This window comes from Pseudomonas sp. RL_5y_Pfl2_73 (assembly GCF_963970515.1).
In the GTDB taxonomy this organism is placed as follows: Bacteria; Pseudomonadota; Gammaproteobacteria; order Pseudomonadales; family Pseudomonadaceae; genus Aquipseudomonas.
On sequence record NZ_CAXAPD010000005.1, the window covers coordinates 272177 to 286837 of the forward strand.

A 14661-nucleotide genomic window follows, 5' to 3' on the forward strand; every position below is an offset into this window, starting at 1 on the left:
GTTGACTCATGAGTGAAGCGATCAAACAGCCTGTGAGCCCTGAAGGCATTATTCAGATGCAGGGCGTAAACAAGTGGTACGGCCAGTTCCACGTGTTGAAAGACATCAACCTGAACGTCCAGCAGGGCGAGCGTATCGTGTTGTGCGGCCCGTCGGGCTCCGGCAAGTCCACCACCATCCGCTGCCTCAACCGCCTGGAAGAGCACCAGCAGGGCCGTATCGTGGTCGACGGTGTGGAACTGACCAACGACCTCAAGCAGATCGAAGCGATCCGCCGTGAAGTCGGCATGGTGTTCCAGCACTTCAACCTGTTCCCGCACCTGACCATCCTGCAGAACTGCACCCTGGCGCCGATGTGGGTTCGTAAGATGCCCAAGCGCAAGGCCGAGGAAATCGCCATGCACTACCTGGAGCGCGTGCGCATCCCAGAGCAGGCGCATAAGTACCCGGGCCAACTCTCCGGCGGTCAGCAACAGCGCGTGGCCATCGCCCGTGCGCTGTGCATGAAGCCGAAAATCATGCTGTTCGACGAGCCGACCTCGGCCCTCGACCCGGAAATGGTGAAAGAGGTGCTGGACACCATGATCGGCCTGGCCGAAGACGGCATGACCATGCTCTGCGTGACCCACGAGATGGGTTTTGCCCGCACCGTGGCCAACCGCGTGATCTTCATGGACAAAGGTGAAATCGTCGAACAGGCCGCGCCGAACGACTTCTTCGACAACCCGCAGAATGAGCGTACCAAGCTGTTCCTGAGTCAGATCCTGCATTGATCCGGTCTTAGGCAGTGAAATAAACCCGGACTTGTCCGGGTTTGTTTTTAATGGGCCGCTCAGCAAGCCGTGAGGGTCTCGTGTTCCTTGTGCACCGTCGTTTTGAATTGCCGCAAGTCTGCGTCTTCAGCGAAGGCATGGGCATCGGCAAGCAAATGCGGATAGCGATCAAGCAGGCGCATCAGCAAGATCAACGCCTTGGGTGGCACTACTTCGCCGCGCTCGTAGCGGGAAAACGCATTGTGTCCACCGCCCGATAGCAGCAGTACCGCTTCCTTTTGCGATAGATGCAGTTTGCGCCGGACACGTTTGATCTCTTCGCCGATCATTCGCCTGGCCGCATTGACCAGCTCATCACCCGCGTGGTCGTAGCGGTCCGAGCAGCTTGAATCGAGCTCGACTTCGCCGCACATCTGACATTCCCAGCCAGACAAGTCATCGACCCGGCGTTCCAGTCCCTTGACGCTCATGGTTTCGCCGCGACCTTCGAAATGCAACATGCCCTCCGGGGCACCACAGCTGAAGCATTGCTGGTGTTTCATGAGTTTTCTCCTTGAAGGAAATTACCGGTGGGCCTCCGCTGGGGCGCTACGTCACCTTCAGGTAAATCTCCAGGCCGTGTGAATTGGCGTGGTAGACGTCATGCCAGACTCGATGATCGTCATAGGCGGTCATCGATTTGTAGAACTGTTTTCGCTCAAGCCCATGGATGACCTGCTGCATGTCCGAGACGTTTAAACCGAGCGTCCGAGCAGTGTTCTTCCCAGTGCTGGTGAAAGCTATCCCTTTAAGCCGCCTGACATCCGCCTGTATCGCCACTAAGGCGTAATGGGGTGTGTTCTTTTCCATTGAACGGTGTGCCTTGTCCTTGAAATTACCCATAAAGGGTAATTTTGACCAATCGAAAATGTCGCTCCTTTTCCCTCATATTGACCTTAGGCGGTTGCCGTCCCACAAGAAGCTGACTAATCTGTCAGAAAATTCAGCCCGTGATGACGACCCCGCGCCCAGTGAACCCTATCGCGACTTTTCCGCCGTGCTCGGTGCACAGTTGCGCCAGAGCCTCAACATCATTCCCCGCCATCAACATGTGTTCGACCTGCACGTCGAAATCCTCGAAGCCGTCGAACGCCAAGACCCGGAGCAGGCCAAGGCCCTGTGCCGGCAGTTGATCAATGAACCCTGAAGCAGAGCTTTCCATGTCCCGCGATCCGCTTGACCGCACCCCTTTGACGGCGCCCAAACGCGCCGCCGAACTCGAAGAATTGCTGATCGATGCCGAAGCCGATGACGAGCAGGCCCAGCAGCGCCATCCGTTGGTGCATCGTCCCTGGCTGTTGCTGCTCGGGTTGATCCTGGTGGCGCTGAACTTGCGTCCGGCGTTGTCGAGCATGGCGCCGTTGCTCAGCGAAGTGTCAGCAAACCTCGGCCTGTCGGCGGCCCAGGCCGGTTTGCTGACCACATTGCCTGTGCTTTGCCTGGGCCTGTTCGCGCCGCTGGCACCGGTGCTGGCGCGGCGCTTCGGTGCCGAGCGCGTGGTGCTGGGGATCTTGTTGACGCTGGCGGGTGGGATTGTGTTGCGCAGCGCCTTCGGTCAGGTCGGGCTGTTTGTCGGCAGCATCCTGGCCGGCGCGAGTATCGGTGTGATCGGCGTGCTGCTGCCGGGCATCGTCAAGCGCGACTTCACCAAACAGGCTGGCGCCATGACCGGCGTCTACACCATGGCTTTATGCCTGGGCGCGGCGATGGCGGCCGGGGCGACGGTGCCGCTGAGCGAGCACCTTGGCCACAGCTGGGCCTTGGGGCTGGGGTTCTGGGCGGTCCCGGCGCTGCTGGCCGCGGTGTTCTGGTTACCGCAAGTGGGTGAGAAACACGGTGCCCACCAAGTGGCGTACCGGGTTCGCGGCTTGCTGCGTGATCCCTTGGCCTGGCAAGTGACGTTGTACATGGGGCTGCAATCGTCCCTGGCCTACATCGTCTTTGGCTGGCTGCCGTCGATCCTGATTGGACGTGGCCTGACCCCGACCCAGGCCGGGCTCGTGCTGTCCGGTTCGGTCATCGTGCAGTTGATCAGTTCCCTCGCGGCGCCCTGGTTGGCCACACGCGGCAAGGACCAGCGCCTGGCCATCGTGATCGTCATGCTCATGGTCCTGGGCGGGTTGTTCGGCTGCCTCTACGCTCCGCTCGATGGCTTGTGGGGGTGGGCGATCCTGCTGGGCCTGGGGCAGGGCGGATCATTCAGCCTGGCGCTCACCCTGATCGTGTTGCGCTCGCGGGACGCCCACGTGGCCGCCAACCTGTCCAGCATGGCTCAGGGCTTCGGCTATACGCTGGCGTCGCTGGGGCCGTTCGCGGTGGGTGTGGTCCACGACTTGACCGGCGGTTGGAGCGCCCTGGGCTGGATCTTCGGCCTGGTTGGCCTGGGGGCGATCATTGCGGGCATCGGTGCGGGCCGGGCGTTGTACGTGGGGGTCAGCAGCGAGAGGCTCACAGACCTTCGTTGATATCATTCTCATGGCGAATGACGATAGTCTTCCCGACGGTGGCCGATTATCGTGCAGGCCTACTGAAACATTTTTCGGAGCCTGTCCATGAGTGATGCCCACAACGCCTTGATCTCCCGTTTTTATCAGGCGTTCCAGCGCCTGGACGCCGAAGCCATGAGCGCTTGCTACACCGACGACGTGCTGTTCAGCGACCCGGCGTTCGGCGAACTGCGCGGGCGCGATGCCGGCGATATGTGGCGCATGTTGACGACCCGGGCCAAGGACTTTTCCCTGACCTTCGATAACGTGCACAGCGATGAGCGTACCGGTGGTGCGCATTGGGTGGCGACGTACCTGTTCAGCCAGACCGGCAACATCGTGATCAATGACATTCAGGCGCGCTTCGTTTTTCGCGACGGCAAGATCTGCGAACACCACGACAGCTTCGATCTGTGGCGCTGGTCTCGCCAGGCGCTGGGCACCAAGGGCCTGCTGCTGGGCTGGACACCGCTGGTGCGCAATGCCGTCAGGGCCCAGGCACTCAAGGGGTTGCGGGCGTTCCAGGCCAGTCGCTGATAAGATTGCGGCTTGTCTTTGCCGACCTGTTGAACAGCTTGTGACGACTGCCGACCCTTCTCTCGATCTGCCTGCACAAGGCCCCGCCGAACCGGGCAAACCCTGGTTCGTCTACCTGGTGCGGGCCGCCAACGGCTCGCTGTACTGCGGCATCAGTGATGATCCGGTGCGGCGTTTCGCCAAGCATCAGAGCGGCAAGGGGGCACGCTTCTTCCTGTCCAGCCCAGCAGTGGCTTTGGTGTACACCGAGGCTTGTCGCGACAAGGGCGAGGCCCTGCGCCAGGAGCGACTGATCAAAAAGCTCAAGAAAAGCGCCAAGGAATGCCTGGTGGCCAGTGTGTTGTCGCTACATCAGCCGGGCTGATGGACCTTTATCAGGCCGGTAGGCTGTCCCGGTCAGGCACGCTAAGCTGTAAGACTTCATTCCTGCAGTGGTTAATCTCATGTCAGAGCTGATCCTTCATCATTACCCAACGTCTCCTTTCGCGGAAAAAGCCCGGCTGCTGCTGGGTTTCAAAGGACTGTCCTGGCGTTCGGTGAGCATCCCGCCGATGATGCCCAAGCCTGACCTGACGGCGCTGACGGGTGGCTATCGCAAGACGCCGGTAATGCAGGTCGGCGCGGATATCTATTGCGATACCTCGCTGATGGCCCGCCGCCTGGAGCAGGAAAAAGCCTCGCCGGCGCTGTTCCCCGAAGGCCGGGAAATGCTTGCCGCGTCCTTTGCGGCGTGGGCCGATTCGGTGGTGTTCCAGCATGCGGTGAGTCTGGTGTTCCAGCCTGAATCGGTGGCGGTGCGGTTCGCCAAGCTATCGCCTGAGGCGATCAAGGCGTTCATCAGCGACCGCGCCGGCCTGTTCAGTGGCGGCACGGCCACGCGCCTGACCGCCGAGCAGGCCAAGCACCAATGGCCGACGATCATGGCGCGCCTTGAGCAGCAGTTGCAGCGCGAGGAGGGCGATTTCCTGTTGGGTGATCCGTCGATTGCCGACTTCGCCATGGCCCATCCACTGTGGTTTCTCAAGGGCACTCCGGTCACCTCGCCGCTGGTGGATGCGTATCCGGCTGTTTCGGCATGGCTGGCACGGGTGCTGGGTTTCGGCCATGGCGCGTCGAGCCAGATGAGTGCCGAAGAGGCCTTGGACGTTGCCCGCAACGCTACGCCGGCCGCGCTGCCGGATGAGACATTCGACGAGCCGAACGGGTTCACGGCAGGGCAACAGGTGAGTATCGCCGCGACGGACTATGGCGTTGATCCGGTGGCTGGGGAGTTGATGTTTGCCGGTAGCGAGGAATTGATTCTGCGTCGCGAAGATGCGCGTGGCGGGGTGGTGCACGTGCACTTTCCGCGGCTTGGCTTCCGGATCGAGGCGGTCTGACCTTCCCTAAGGAGGTGGCTGGTCCACCGCTATCGCGAGCAGGCTCGCTCCCACACTGGATCTGCGGTGATCATCGGATTTATGTCCGCCGCGAATCAATGTGGGAGCCTGCTCGCGATTAGGCCTTCAAATCCTGCACCATCCTTGCCGGACAACCTATATCGCGGACAATGCCCTGAGAATATTCTCCGGCTCATACCCACGAATCAACGTGCCGTTCACATCCAGGATCGGAATTCCCCGGCCACCCAGCGCCTCATAAGCCTTGCGCGCCTCGCTGTCCTTCTCGATATCGAACTCGTGAAATGGCACGCCTTTCTCATCCAGGAACCGCCGGGTGGCCTTGCAGTAGCCGCACCAGTCGGTGGCATACAGCACGACGCGGGCGTGGCTGAGAATCTGCTCGGGAACCCTCTGCGAGGGGTTGAACACCCGCTCGATCTTGCCCCAGTTCTGATAGGCCACCACCACCAGCAGAATCAGCAGGAATTTCTTCAGCACCCCACCCAACATCAATTACGACGCTTGAGCTGGTCGGTCAGCGACGTGGGCAGGCCCTTGATGATCAGCGTACCGGCTTCCTCGTCATACTCGATCTTGGAGCCCAGCAGGTGCGCTTCGAAGCTGATGGACAAACCTTCGGCGCGGCCGGTGAAGCGGCGGAATTGGTTGAGGGTGCGTTTATCCGCCGGGATTTCCGGCGACAGTCCGTAGTCCTTGTTGCGGATGTGGTCGTAGAACGCTTTCGGCCGATCTTCGTCGATCAACTCCGACAGTTCCTCCAGACCCATGGGCTCGCCGAGCTTGGCCTGGCTGCTGGCGTAGTCGACCAGGGTCTTGGTTTTTTCCCGGGCATCGTCTTCAGGCAGGTCTTCGCTTTCGACGAAGTCACTGAAGGCCTTGAGCAGGGTGCGGGTCTCGCCGGGGCCGTCGACACCTTCCTGGCAGCCGATGAAGTCACGGAAGTATTCCGAGACCTTCTTGCCGTTCTTGCCCTTGATGAACGAGATGTACTGCTTGGATTGCTTGTTGTTCTGCCATTCCGACACGTTGACTCGCGCCGCCAGGTGCAATTGGCCCAGGTCCAGGTGGCGGGACGGGGTCACGTCCAGCTCATCGGTCACCGCCACGCCTTCACTGTGATGCAGCAGGGCGATGGCCAGGTAATCGGTCATGCCTTGCTGGTAATGGGCGAACAGTACGTGACCGCCCACCGACAGGTTGGACTCTTCCATCAGTTTTTGCAGGTGTTCCACCGCCACCCGACTGAACGCGGTGAAATCCTTGCCACCGTCCAAATACTCCTTCAGCCAGCCGCTGAACGGATGCGCCCCGGACTCGGCATGGAAAAAGCCCCAGGCCTTGCCTTGCTTGGCGTTATAGCTCTCGTTGAGGTCGGCGAGCATGTTCTCGATGGCCGCGGACTCTGCCAGTTCGGAGTCGCGGGCATGGAGCACAGCAGGGGTGCCGTCGGGTTTTTTGTCGATCAGGTGGACGATGCAATGACGGATCGGCATGGATTTCTCGGCTGATGAAAGAGAGGAGGACGCGCGCCCCGAAAAAGGGCCCAGTGTACCGCAATCACTGGTTTTGGAACCCGGCAAAGGCCCTTTCAGACCCGTCCGACAGCCTATATGCATTTTTTTAACGTTTTAGCGCAAGAAAGCTGACCAAATGGGTAGCTAGAAGCGGATATTTCAGAGGCGTTGTGCTAGTTTTGCCCGGTCTTACGCGATGTCACTGCGTTAAGCGTGCATTCAGCATCTGTCAGGTCGAACCAAACCCGGTTTTCGGCATCTATTACCCCGATCCGTCGCGGTGATTGCCGAGGGTGCCTGATCAACAGAGATCGGGCTCGATGGCTGACACTGCACTCTGCAATCCATATGAATTTGATAGGGAAGGAACACTACATGGCTCTTACTAAAGACCAACTGATCGCTGATTTGGCTGAATCTGTAGACGCACCAAAAGCTACCGTGCGTTCGCTGCTGGACCAACTGGGCCAAGTCGTTGCCGATCAGCTGGAAAATGGCGGCGAAATCACTCTGCCAGGTGTTGGCAAGCTGAAAGTCACCGAGCGTCCTGCCCGTACCGGCCGTAACCCTTCGACTGGCGCTGCCATCGAAATCGCTGCCAAGAAAGTGATCAAGCTGGTTGTGGCCAAAGGCCTGACCGACGCGGTCAACAAGTAAGACCGCAGTAAAAAAAAACCGTGCCTCGGAGCGATCCGGGCACGGTTTTTTATTGCCTTGAAAATCACCGGTAGGCGCTGCCGAGCGAAGCGAGGCTACGATCTTTCCCCTGACCGTTGAATCTCAGGCGAAAGATCAAAAGATCGCAGCCTCGCTTCGCTCGGCAGCTCCTACAGTAGAGCCGTATCTTTCTAATCCTTGCGGACCCAGCGCGACTGGCGCCAAGCTTGTTGCTGCGCCTCAGTCTGGAAGGTCCAGGCCACGAAACGACTCTGCTTCTGGCCCTGGGACATCTCCACCACCTGGCTGTGCAGCGCGCCGGCCTTTTTCAGCGCGGTTTGAATCGCTGGCAGGTTCGACGCCTTTGATACCAGGGTGCTGAACCACAGCACTTGCCCGGCCAACTGCGCGCTCTCGCCGATCAGTTGCGTCACGAACCGGGCTTCCCCGCCCTCGCACCACAACTCCGCAGCCTGACCGCCAAAATTCAGCACCGGCAGCTTGCGCTTCGGATCGGCCTTGCCCAATGCCCGCCACTTGCGTTGGCTGCCCTTGGTCGCTTCCTCCAGGGACGCATGGAACGGCGGGTTGCACATCGTCAGGTCGAACCGTTCGCCATCCTCCAACAGGCCCAGGAGGATCTGCTTGCGGTTGGCTTGCTGGCGCAACTGGATGGCCTTGTTCAAGCCATTGGACTGGACGATGGCCTTGGCTGAGGCGATGGCCGTCGGGTCGATCTCCGAGCCGAGGAAGTGCCAGCGGTAGTCGCTGTAACCGATCAGCGGATAGACACAGTTGGCGCCGGTGCCAATGTCCAACACCTTGACTGCCGCCCCGCGGGGGATTTCACCTGCATTGTGGCTGGCGAGCAAATCGGCAAGGAAGTGCACATAGTCCGCCCGACCGGGCACCGGCGGGCACAGGTAGTCGGCCGGGATATCCCAGTGGGCGATGCCATAGAAAGCTTTGAGCAACGCCCGGTTGAACACCCGCACGGCGTCGGGGCTGGCAAAGTCGATGCTTTCCTTGCCATAGGGGTTGATGATCACGAACTTGGCCAATTCAGGCGTGGACTTGATCAACGCGGGGAAGTCGTAGCGGCCCTGGTGACGGTTACGCGGGTGCAGGCTGGCCTTCTCCCGCGGCGCCACGGGTTTGGCCTCGACGGCGGGCTTGGGCTTCTGGCGGGTAGGTTTTGGTGCGCGAGGGGCGGTCATGGGCGGGTCGATTCGGGGGTGGCTCAAAAAGTGGCGGGCATTGTCCCACATCCGGCCCGGTCTTGATGGTAGCGCGGATCAAATTGTGGGAGCGGGCTTGCTCGCGAAGGCGTCGGTACATTCAAAGCAGAGGTAAGCTGACCCACTGCTTTCGCGAGCAAGCCCGCTCCCACAAGGAATGTTCATTGTCTGCTAGAAAATGGCGGGCATAAAAAAGGAGGTCCAACGGGACCTCCCTTTTCATTGCGAACCGCCGTTACAGGCTGGAGATCCGCCCATGCTGCTCGGCCAGCTTGCCCAAGGCCTGTTCCGCCTCGGCCAGTTTGGCCCGTTCCTTCTCGATGACTTCGGCTGGCGCCTTGTCAACGAAGCCGGCGTTGGACAGCTTGCCGCCGACCCGCTGTACTTCGCCTTTGAGGCGCAGGATTTCCTTGTCCAGGCGCGCCAGTTCCGCGGCCTTGTCGATCAGGCCCGCCATCGGCACCAGCACTTCCATCTCGCCGACCAGGGCGGTGGCCGACAGCGGCGCCTCTTCGCCGGTTGCCAGGACCGTCACCGACTCGAGCTTCGCCAGTTTCTTGAGCAGCGCCTCGTTTTCGTTGAGGCGGCGCAGGTCTTCGGCGCTGGCGTTCTTCAGGAACAGGGCCAGTGGCTTGCCCGGGCCGATGTTCATTTCGGCGCGGATGTTACGCAGGCCAAGCATGAAGGTCTTGAGCCACTCGATGTCGTCTTCGGCCGCCGAATCGATGCGGGTTTCGTTGGCCACCGGCCAAGGTTGCAGCATGATCGTCTTGCCTTGGGCGCCTGCCAGCGGTGCGATGCGCTGCCAGATTTCCTCGGTGATGAACGGCATGAACGGATGCGCCAGGCGCAGGGCCACTTCCAGCACGCGCACCAGGGTGCGACGGGTGCCGCGCTGGCGTTCGACCGGTGCGTTTTCGTCCCACAGCACAGGCTTGGACAGCTCCAGGTACCAGTCGCAATACTGGTTCCAGATGAACTCGTACAAGGCTTGCGCGGCCAGGTCGAAACGGAACTGATCGAGCTGGCGAGTTACCTCGGCCTCGGTGCGTTGCAACTGGGAAATGATCCAGCGATCGGCCAGGGTCAGCTCAAAGGTTTCGCCGTTCTGGCCGCAGTCTTCGCCTTTGTCCAGCACGTAGCGCGCGGCGTTCCAGATCTTGTTGCAGAAGTTGCGATAGCCTTCGACGCGACCCATGTCGAACTTGATGTCGCGACCGGTGGACGCCAGCGAGCAGAAGGTGAAGCGCAGGGCGTCGGTGCCGTAGCTGGCGATGCCCTCGGCGAATTCTTCGCGGGTGGCCTTCTCGATCTTCTTCGCCAGTTTCGGCTGCATCAGGCCGGAGGTGCGTTTCTGTACCAGGGTTTCCAGGTCGATGCCGTCGATGATGTCCAGCGGGTCGAGGACGTTGCCCTTGGACTTGGACATCTTCTGGCCCTGGCCGTCGCGCACCAGGCCGTGGACGTAGACGGTCTTGAACGGCACTTGCGGCGTGCCGTCTTCGTTCTTCATCAGGTGCATGGTCATCATGATCATCCGGGCGACCCAGAAGAAAATGATATCGAAGCCGGTGACCAGCACGTCAGTGGAGTGGAATTTCTTCAGGAACTCGGTCTGCTGCGGCCAGCCCAGTGTCGAGAAGGTCCACAGGCCCGAGCTGAACCAGGTGTCGAGAACGTCGTTGTCCTGCGCCAGGGCAACGTCCGGGCCGAGGTTGTGCTTGGCGCGGACTTCGGCTTCATCACGGCCGACATAGACCTTGCCCGACTCGTCGTACCAGGCCGGGATGCGATGGCCCCACCACAGTTGACGGCTGATGCACCAATCCTGGATGTCGCGCATCCACGAGAAGTACATGTTTTCGTATTGCTTGGGCACGAACTGGATGCGGCCGTCTTCCACGGCGGCAATCGCGGGCTCGGCCAGCGGCTTGGTGGACACGTACCACTGGTCGGTCAACCACGGTTCGATGATGGTGCCGGAGCGGTCGCCTTTCGGGACTTTCAGGGCGTGATCGTCGACGCTGACCAGCAGGCCGGCGGCTTCGAACGCCGCGACGATCTGCTTGCGTGCTTCGAAGCGGTCCAGGCCGGCGTATTCGGCCGGGAGCTGACCATCGATGCTTTCGTTCAGGGTGCCGTCGAGGTTGAACACCTGGGCCGCCGGCAACACGTTGGCGTGCTTGTCGAAGATGTTCAGCAGCGGCAGGTTGTGGCGCTTGCCGACTTCGTAGTCGTTGAAATCGTGGGCCGGGGTGATTTTCACGCAGCCGGTGCCGAATTCAGGGTCGCAGTAATCATCGCCGATGATCGGGATGCGACGACCAACCAGCGGCAACTCGACGAACTTGCCGATCAGCGCCTGGTAGCGTTCATCGTTCGGGTTCACCGCCACGGCGGAGTCGCCCAGCATGGTTTCCGGACGCGTAGTGGCAACGATCAGGTAATCCTTGCCTTCGGCGGTCTTGGCGCCGTCGGCCAGGGGGTATTTCAGGTTCCACAGGAAACCTTTCTCGTCGTGGTTCTCCACTTCGAGGTCGGAAATGGCCGTGTGCAACTTGGTGTCCCAGTTGACCAGGCGCTTGCCGCGGTAGATCAGTCCGTCTTCATGCAGGCGCACGAAGGCTTCCTTCACCGCCTCCGAAAGACCGTCGTCCATGGTGAAGCGCTCGCGGCTCCAGTCCACGGACGAGCCGAGGCGACGGATCTGGCGGCTGATGTTGCCACCGGACTCGTCTTTCCACTCCCACACTTTCTCGAGGAATTTCTCGCGACCCAGGTCATGGCGACTCTGGCCCTGGGCTTCGAGGCGACGTTCCACCAGCATCTGCGTGGCAATACCGGCGTGGTCGGTGCCCGGTTGCCACAAGGTGTTGCGACCTTGCATGCGCCGGAAACGGATCAGCGCGTCCATGATCGCGTTGTTGAAACCGTGGCCCATGTGCAGGCTGCCGGTGACGTTCGGCGGCGGGATCATGATGGTGTAGGAATCGCCCGCGCCTTGCGGAGCGAAATAATTCTCGGACTCCCAGGTGTTGTACCAGGAAGTTTCAATGGCGTGCGGCTGGTAGGTCTTATCCATGCGCGGCGGGACCCTATTGGCATTTATTCAGGAAAAGCCGGGAAGTATAACGGGGCGTGGGGCGCAGGGCGAGTCAGTACGCAGTGAGTGCGTATTAACATGCGTAACAAATCCCTGTGGCGAGGGCGCTTGCTCGCGCTGGGCTCTGTAGGCGCTGGCGGAGCCTGCGATCTTTTGATCGTGATCTTTTCGGTTTTCGCTTAGGACTCAATTGTCCGGGACAAGATCGCAGCCTCGTTGCACTCGACAGCTCCTACAGCGCGCCCGGCGCGAGCAAGCGCCCTCGCCACTAAACATATATAAACCGGGTTATTCGTACTGACTGAGCAGCCGTTCCATCCGCGCATCCAGCCGACGCTTGATCTCGGTCTCGATGTGCGGGGCGAAGTCGTCGATGACGTCTTGCATGATCAACTGCGCCGCAGCGCGCAGTTCGCGGTCCAGGTGCAGCAGGGCATCGGGGCCCTTGGCTTCGGTCTTGGCCGCCGGCTTGGGTTCGGGCTGGCCGTTGATCGGTTCGAACAGCAGGGGGATCTGTTCGTCATGCGCCGGCTCGTGCGCGACCGTGTCGGTCAGCAGTGGCGGTTGCAGGTTGTCGTCGCCGAGCAGTTGGCGGATCGACTCGAGGTCGTCCAGCAGGTGCGCGGGCTTTTGTGGCGGTTTTGGAGTGTCCATCGTAGGGCTCAGAGTCGCTGTAAACGGTGGTCTTGCAGAGGATAGCCCTGTTCGCGGTAGAAGCGGAAACTCTCCCGCGCGGCTTGCCGGATGGCCGGGTCTTCGACCACCACTTCCGCCACACGGGCGAAGCGCTGGGCAAAGGTCGGTACTTTCAGGTCGAGGTTGACCAGCAGGTCCTGGTGCTGGCCGCAGTCATCCCCCAGCCCCAGTACGATCAACCCTTCGGGTTCGCTCTCGGCTGGGCCGTGGGGCACGAAGCTCTCGCCCTTGAAAGCCCACAGGCGTGTGTCCAGGTCCTCGCGCTGGGCGGCATCGCTGCAATGCAGGTAGATGCGGTGCCCCATGCGCCAGGCCTTTTCAACGAGCTTGCAGGCGAAATCCAGCCGCGCCGATGGATCGGCGCTGGGCAGGATATAGAAATCGACTTTGGTCATTGCGGTTCCTGAGCCGCCGATGACGTCACCCCGGGGGCGACGCCAGCGACGGTCATTGGTGTCAGGCCTTGGCGCGGTCCAGCAGGTACTGGGTCAGCAGGGGCACCGGACGACCGGTGGCGCCCTTGTCCTTGCCGCCGCTGGTCCACGCTGTGCCGGCGATGTCCAGGTGCGCCCAGTTCAGGTTCTTGGTAAAGCGCGACAGGAAGCAGGCTGCGGTGATGGTCCCGGCTTTCGGGCCACCGATGTTGGCGATGTCGGCGAACGGGCTGTCCAGTTGTTCCTGGTACTCGTCGAACAGTGGCAACTGCCAGGCGCGGTCGTCGGCCTGTTGGCCGGCGCTGAGCAGTTGGCCGATCAGCTCGTCGTTGTTGCCCAGCAGGCCCGAGGTGTGGGAGCCGAGGGCGACGATGCAGGCGCCGGTCAGGGTTGCGATGTCGATCACCGCCTGCGGCTTGAAGCGCTCGGAATAGGTGAGGGCGTCACACAGCACCAGGCGGCCTTCGGCGTCGGTGTTGAGGATTTCCACGGTCTGACCGCTCATGGTGGTGACGATGTCACCCGGACGCGAGGCCATGCCGCTGGGCATGTTCTCGGCGCAGGCCAGGATGCACACCAGGTTGATCGGCAGTTGCAGTTCGAGCACGGCGCGCAGGGTGCCGAACACGCTCGCGGCGCCGCCCATGTCGTACTTCATCTCATCCATGCCAGCCCCCGGCTTGAGGCTGATGCCGCCGGTGTCGAAGGTGATGCCCTTGCCGACCAGTGCGTACGGCTTCTCGGATTTCTTGCCGCCGTTGTATTGCATCACGATCAGGCGTGGCGGCTGGGCGCTGCCCTGGCCGACGGAATAGAACGAACCCATGCCCAGGTCCTTGATCTTCTTCTCGTCGAAGACTTCGACCTTCAGGCCCTTGAACTCCTTGCCCAGTGCCTTGGCTTGCTCGCCGAGGAACGTCGGGTGGCAGATGTTCGGCGGCAGGTTGCCCAGGTCGCGGGTGAACGCCATGCCGTTGGCAATCGCGGTGGCGTGGGTCACGGCACGCTGGACTTCAGCCTGGGCCGCCTTGATGGTCAGCAGGGTGATTTTTTTCAGGGCGCGGGGTTCGACTTTCTGGCTCTTGAACTGGTCGAACTGGTATTCGCCGTCTACCAGGGTTTCGGCCAACAAGCGGTTCTTGCCGTAGCTGTCGCGGCCCTTGATCACCAACTCGTCCAACGCCAGGGCGGCCTCCGCGCCGCCAAGGCCCTTGAGGGTGCTCAGCACGCCGGCAATGATTTTACGCAATGGACGATCGCCCAGTTCAGCGTCCTTGCCCACGCCCACCAGCAGTACGCGTTCGGCCTTGAGGTTGGGCAGGTTGTGCAGCAACAGGCTCTGGCCGACCTTGCCGGCCAGGTCGCCGCGCTTGAGCACGGCGCTGATGGCCCCGCCGCTCAGGGTGTCGAGCTGGGTGGCGACCACGCCGAGCTTGCGGTTTTCACCGACGGCGACTACCAGTGTGGCGGTTTTCAACGTTTCTGGGCTGACGCTTTTTACAACCAGTTCCATGTCCGGATCCCTGAGTCAATGGTCAAGAGGCCAGGCGCCGAGACAGTGGCGCGCTGAGCAGCTGTCTTCTATATAAGAGAGGCGCCGGTAGGTGCCGGCGACAAAGGCCGCAGTTTGAACCCCGGCGGCCGAGCCTGACAACCCTGGTAGCGGTTAACTTTTTGACTGTGAAGCGTCTGCTTAAAGCGTGCGCAGTGACAGGCGCCTCCAATCACAGGATAATGCGGCTCTTTTTTGCGCGGCTCGCTGCATGAGCTGGCTCGATACG

15 protein-coding genes and 1 pseudogene are annotated in these 14661 nt (G+C 61.2%); 7 read left to right on the plus strand and 9 right to left on the minus strand.

Annotation, left to right across the window (positions count from 1 at the left end; all coding sequences use genetic code 11):
• The first annotated feature begins 8 nt into the window (after positions 1-8).
• Positions 9-773 (plus strand): amino acid ABC transporter ATP-binding protein, encoded by a 765-nt coding sequence (locus AACY42_RS07340; protein WP_256230591.1) that lies wholly within the window; start codon positions 9-11, stop codon positions 771-773.
• Between the two features lie 59 nt (positions 774-832).
• Here AACY42_RS07340 and AACY42_RS07345 read toward each other — a convergent pair whose 3' ends face one another.
• Together AACY42_RS07345 and AACY42_RS07350 are read right to left on the minus strand one after the other, a co-directional pair.
• Positions 833-1315, minus strand: a complete 483-nt coding sequence (locus tag AACY42_RS07345) for a type II toxin-antitoxin system MqsA family antitoxin (protein ID WP_304554432.1) — start codon at positions 1313-1315, stop codon at positions 833-835.
• Positions 1316-1361: 46 nt separating this feature from the next.
• A complete protein-coding gene (locus AACY42_RS07350; protein WP_339478190.1) occupies positions 1362-1622 on the minus strand; it encodes a type II toxin-antitoxin system MqsR family toxin in 261 nt (86 codons plus the stop codon).
• A gap of 151 nt (positions 1623-1773) precedes the next feature.
• Between AACY42_RS07350 and AACY42_RS07355 the strand changes: the two are divergent.
• From AACY42_RS07355 to AACY42_RS07375, 5 genes and pseudogenes are all read left to right on the plus strand, one after another.
• Positions 1774-1959: pseudogene (locus AACY42_RS07355) on the plus strand (FCD domain-containing protein); the annotation flags it as partial.
• Positions 1949-3277, plus strand: a complete 1329-nt coding sequence (locus AACY42_RS07360; protein WP_445261555.1) for a CynX/NimT family MFS transporter — start codon at positions 1949-1951, stop codon at positions 3275-3277. The pseudogene AACY42_RS07355 and the gene AACY42_RS07360, both read left to right, overlap by 11 nt.
• Positions 3278-3364: 87 nt before the next feature.
• The gene (locus AACY42_RS07365) at positions 3365-3835 is read left to right on the plus strand and encodes a nuclear transport factor 2 family protein (RefSeq protein WP_339478196.1); all 471 of its coding nucleotides are present in this window, start codon (positions 3365-3367) and stop codon (positions 3833-3835) included.
• A gap of 40 nt (positions 3836-3875) precedes the next feature.
• The gene (locus AACY42_RS07370) at positions 3876-4199 is read left to right on the plus strand and encodes a GIY-YIG nuclease family protein (RefSeq protein WP_339478199.1); all 324 of its coding nucleotides are present in this window, start codon (positions 3876-3878) and stop codon (positions 4197-4199) included.
• A 79-nt stretch (positions 4200-4278) separates the two neighbouring features.
• Entirely contained in the window at positions 4279-5214 is a 936-nt protein-coding gene (locus AACY42_RS07375; RefSeq protein ID WP_339478201.1) for a glutathione S-transferase family protein, read from the plus strand.
• A gap of 156 nt (positions 5215-5370) precedes the next feature.
• Here AACY42_RS07375 and AACY42_RS07380 read toward each other — a convergent pair whose 3' ends face one another.
• Positions 5371-5727: a glutaredoxin family protein gene (locus AACY42_RS07380; RefSeq protein ID WP_339478203.1), complete on the minus strand. Its 357-nt coding sequence runs from the start codon at positions 5725-5727 to the stop codon at positions 5371-5373.
• Positions 5727-6731 (minus strand): nucleoid-associated protein YejK, encoded by a 1005-nt coding sequence (yejK, locus tag AACY42_RS07385; RefSeq protein WP_339478205.1) that lies wholly within the window; start codon positions 6729-6731, stop codon positions 5727-5729. The genes AACY42_RS07380 and yejK overlap by 1 nt, the downstream gene beginning before the upstream one ends.
• Positions 6732-7127: 396 nt before the next feature.
• Between yejK and AACY42_RS07390 the strand changes: the two genes are divergently transcribed.
• Entirely contained in the window at positions 7128-7409 is a 282-nt protein-coding gene (locus AACY42_RS07390; protein WP_003205289.1) for an HU family DNA-binding protein, read from the plus strand.
• Between the two features lie 191 nt (positions 7410-7600).
• Here the strand turns inward: AACY42_RS07390 and rlmF are convergent, their stop codons facing one another.
• From rlmF to AACY42_RS07415, 5 genes are all read right to left on the minus strand, one after another.
• Complete coding sequence (rlmF, locus tag AACY42_RS07395) at positions 7601-8626, minus strand: 23S rRNA (adenine(1618)-N(6))-methyltransferase RlmF (protein WP_339478206.1); 1026 nt, start codon at positions 8624-8626, stop codon at positions 7601-7603.
• Between the two features lie 256 nt (positions 8627-8882).
• The gene (locus AACY42_RS07400; RefSeq protein ID WP_339478208.1) at positions 8883-11729 is read right to left on the minus strand and encodes a valine--tRNA ligase; all 2847 of its coding nucleotides are present in this window, start codon (positions 11727-11729) and stop codon (positions 8883-8885) included.
• Between the two features lie 309 nt (positions 11730-12038).
• Positions 12039-12404 carry a DNA polymerase III subunit chi gene (locus tag AACY42_RS07405; RefSeq protein ID WP_339478211.1) on the minus strand — a complete coding sequence of 122 codons (366 nt, stop codon included), beginning with the start codon at positions 12402-12404 and terminating at the stop codon, positions 12039-12041.
• A gap of 8 nt (positions 12405-12412) precedes the next feature.
• Positions 12413-12841 carry a DNA polymerase III subunit chi gene (locus AACY42_RS07410; protein WP_339478214.1) on the minus strand — a complete coding sequence of 143 codons (429 nt, stop codon included), beginning with the start codon at positions 12839-12841 and terminating at the stop codon, positions 12413-12415.
• 61 nt (positions 12842-12902) lie between these two features.
• Positions 12903-14393, minus strand: coding sequence for a leucyl aminopeptidase (locus AACY42_RS07415; RefSeq protein ID WP_339478217.1), 1491 nt, complete (start codon positions 14391-14393; stop codon positions 12903-12905).
• Between the last annotated feature and the right edge of the window lie 268 nt (positions 14394-14661).

Coding starts and splice junctions, on each gene's coding strand:
- yejK (WP_339478205.1), bottom strand. CDS start 6,731: ATGCCGATCCGTCATTGCATCGTCCACCTGATCGACAAAAAACCCGAC.
- AACY42_RS07380 (WP_339478203.1), bottom strand. CDS start 5,727: ATGTTGGGTGGGGTGCTGAAGAAATTCCTGCTGATTCTGCTGGTGGTG.
- AACY42_RS07340 (WP_256230591.1), top strand. CDS start 9: ATGAGTGAAGCGATCAAACAGCCTGTGAGCCCTGAAGGCATTATTCAG.
- AACY42_RS07410 (WP_339478214.1), bottom strand. CDS start 12,841: ATGACCAAAGTCGATTTCTATATCCTGCCCAGCGCCGATCCATCGGCG.
- AACY42_RS07360 (WP_445261555.1), top strand. CDS start 1,949: ATGAACCCTGAAGCAGAGCTTTCCATGTCCCGCGATCCGCTTGACCGC.
- AACY42_RS07365 (WP_339478196.1), top strand. CDS start 3,365: ATGAGTGATGCCCACAACGCCTTGATCTCCCGTTTTTATCAGGCGTTC.
- AACY42_RS07345 (WP_304554432.1), bottom strand. CDS start 1,315: ATGAAACACCAGCAATGCTTCAGCTGTGGTGCCCCGGAGGGCATGTTG.
- AACY42_RS07375 (WP_339478201.1), top strand. CDS start 4,279: ATGTCAGAGCTGATCCTTCATCATTACCCAACGTCTCCTTTCGCGGAA.
- AACY42_RS07415 (WP_339478217.1), bottom strand. CDS start 14,393: ATGGAACTGGTTGTAAAAAGCGTCAGCCCAGAAACGTTGAAAACCGCC.
- AACY42_RS07390 (WP_003205289.1), top strand. CDS start 7,128: ATGGCTCTTACTAAAGACCAACTGATCGCTGATTTGGCTGAATCTGTA.
- rlmF (WP_339478206.1), bottom strand. CDS start 8,626: ATGACCGCCCCTCGCGCACCAAAACCTACCCGCCAGAAGCCCAAGCCC.
- AACY42_RS07405 (WP_339478211.1), bottom strand. CDS start 12,404: ATGGACACTCCAAAACCGCCACAAAAGCCCGCGCACCTGCTGGACGAC.
- AACY42_RS07400 (WP_339478208.1), bottom strand. CDS start 11,729: ATGGATAAGACCTACCAGCCGCACGCCATTGAAACTTCCTGGTACAAC.
- AACY42_RS07350 (WP_339478190.1), bottom strand. CDS start 1,622: ATGGAAAAGAACACACCCCATTACGCCTTAGTGGCGATACAGGCGGAT.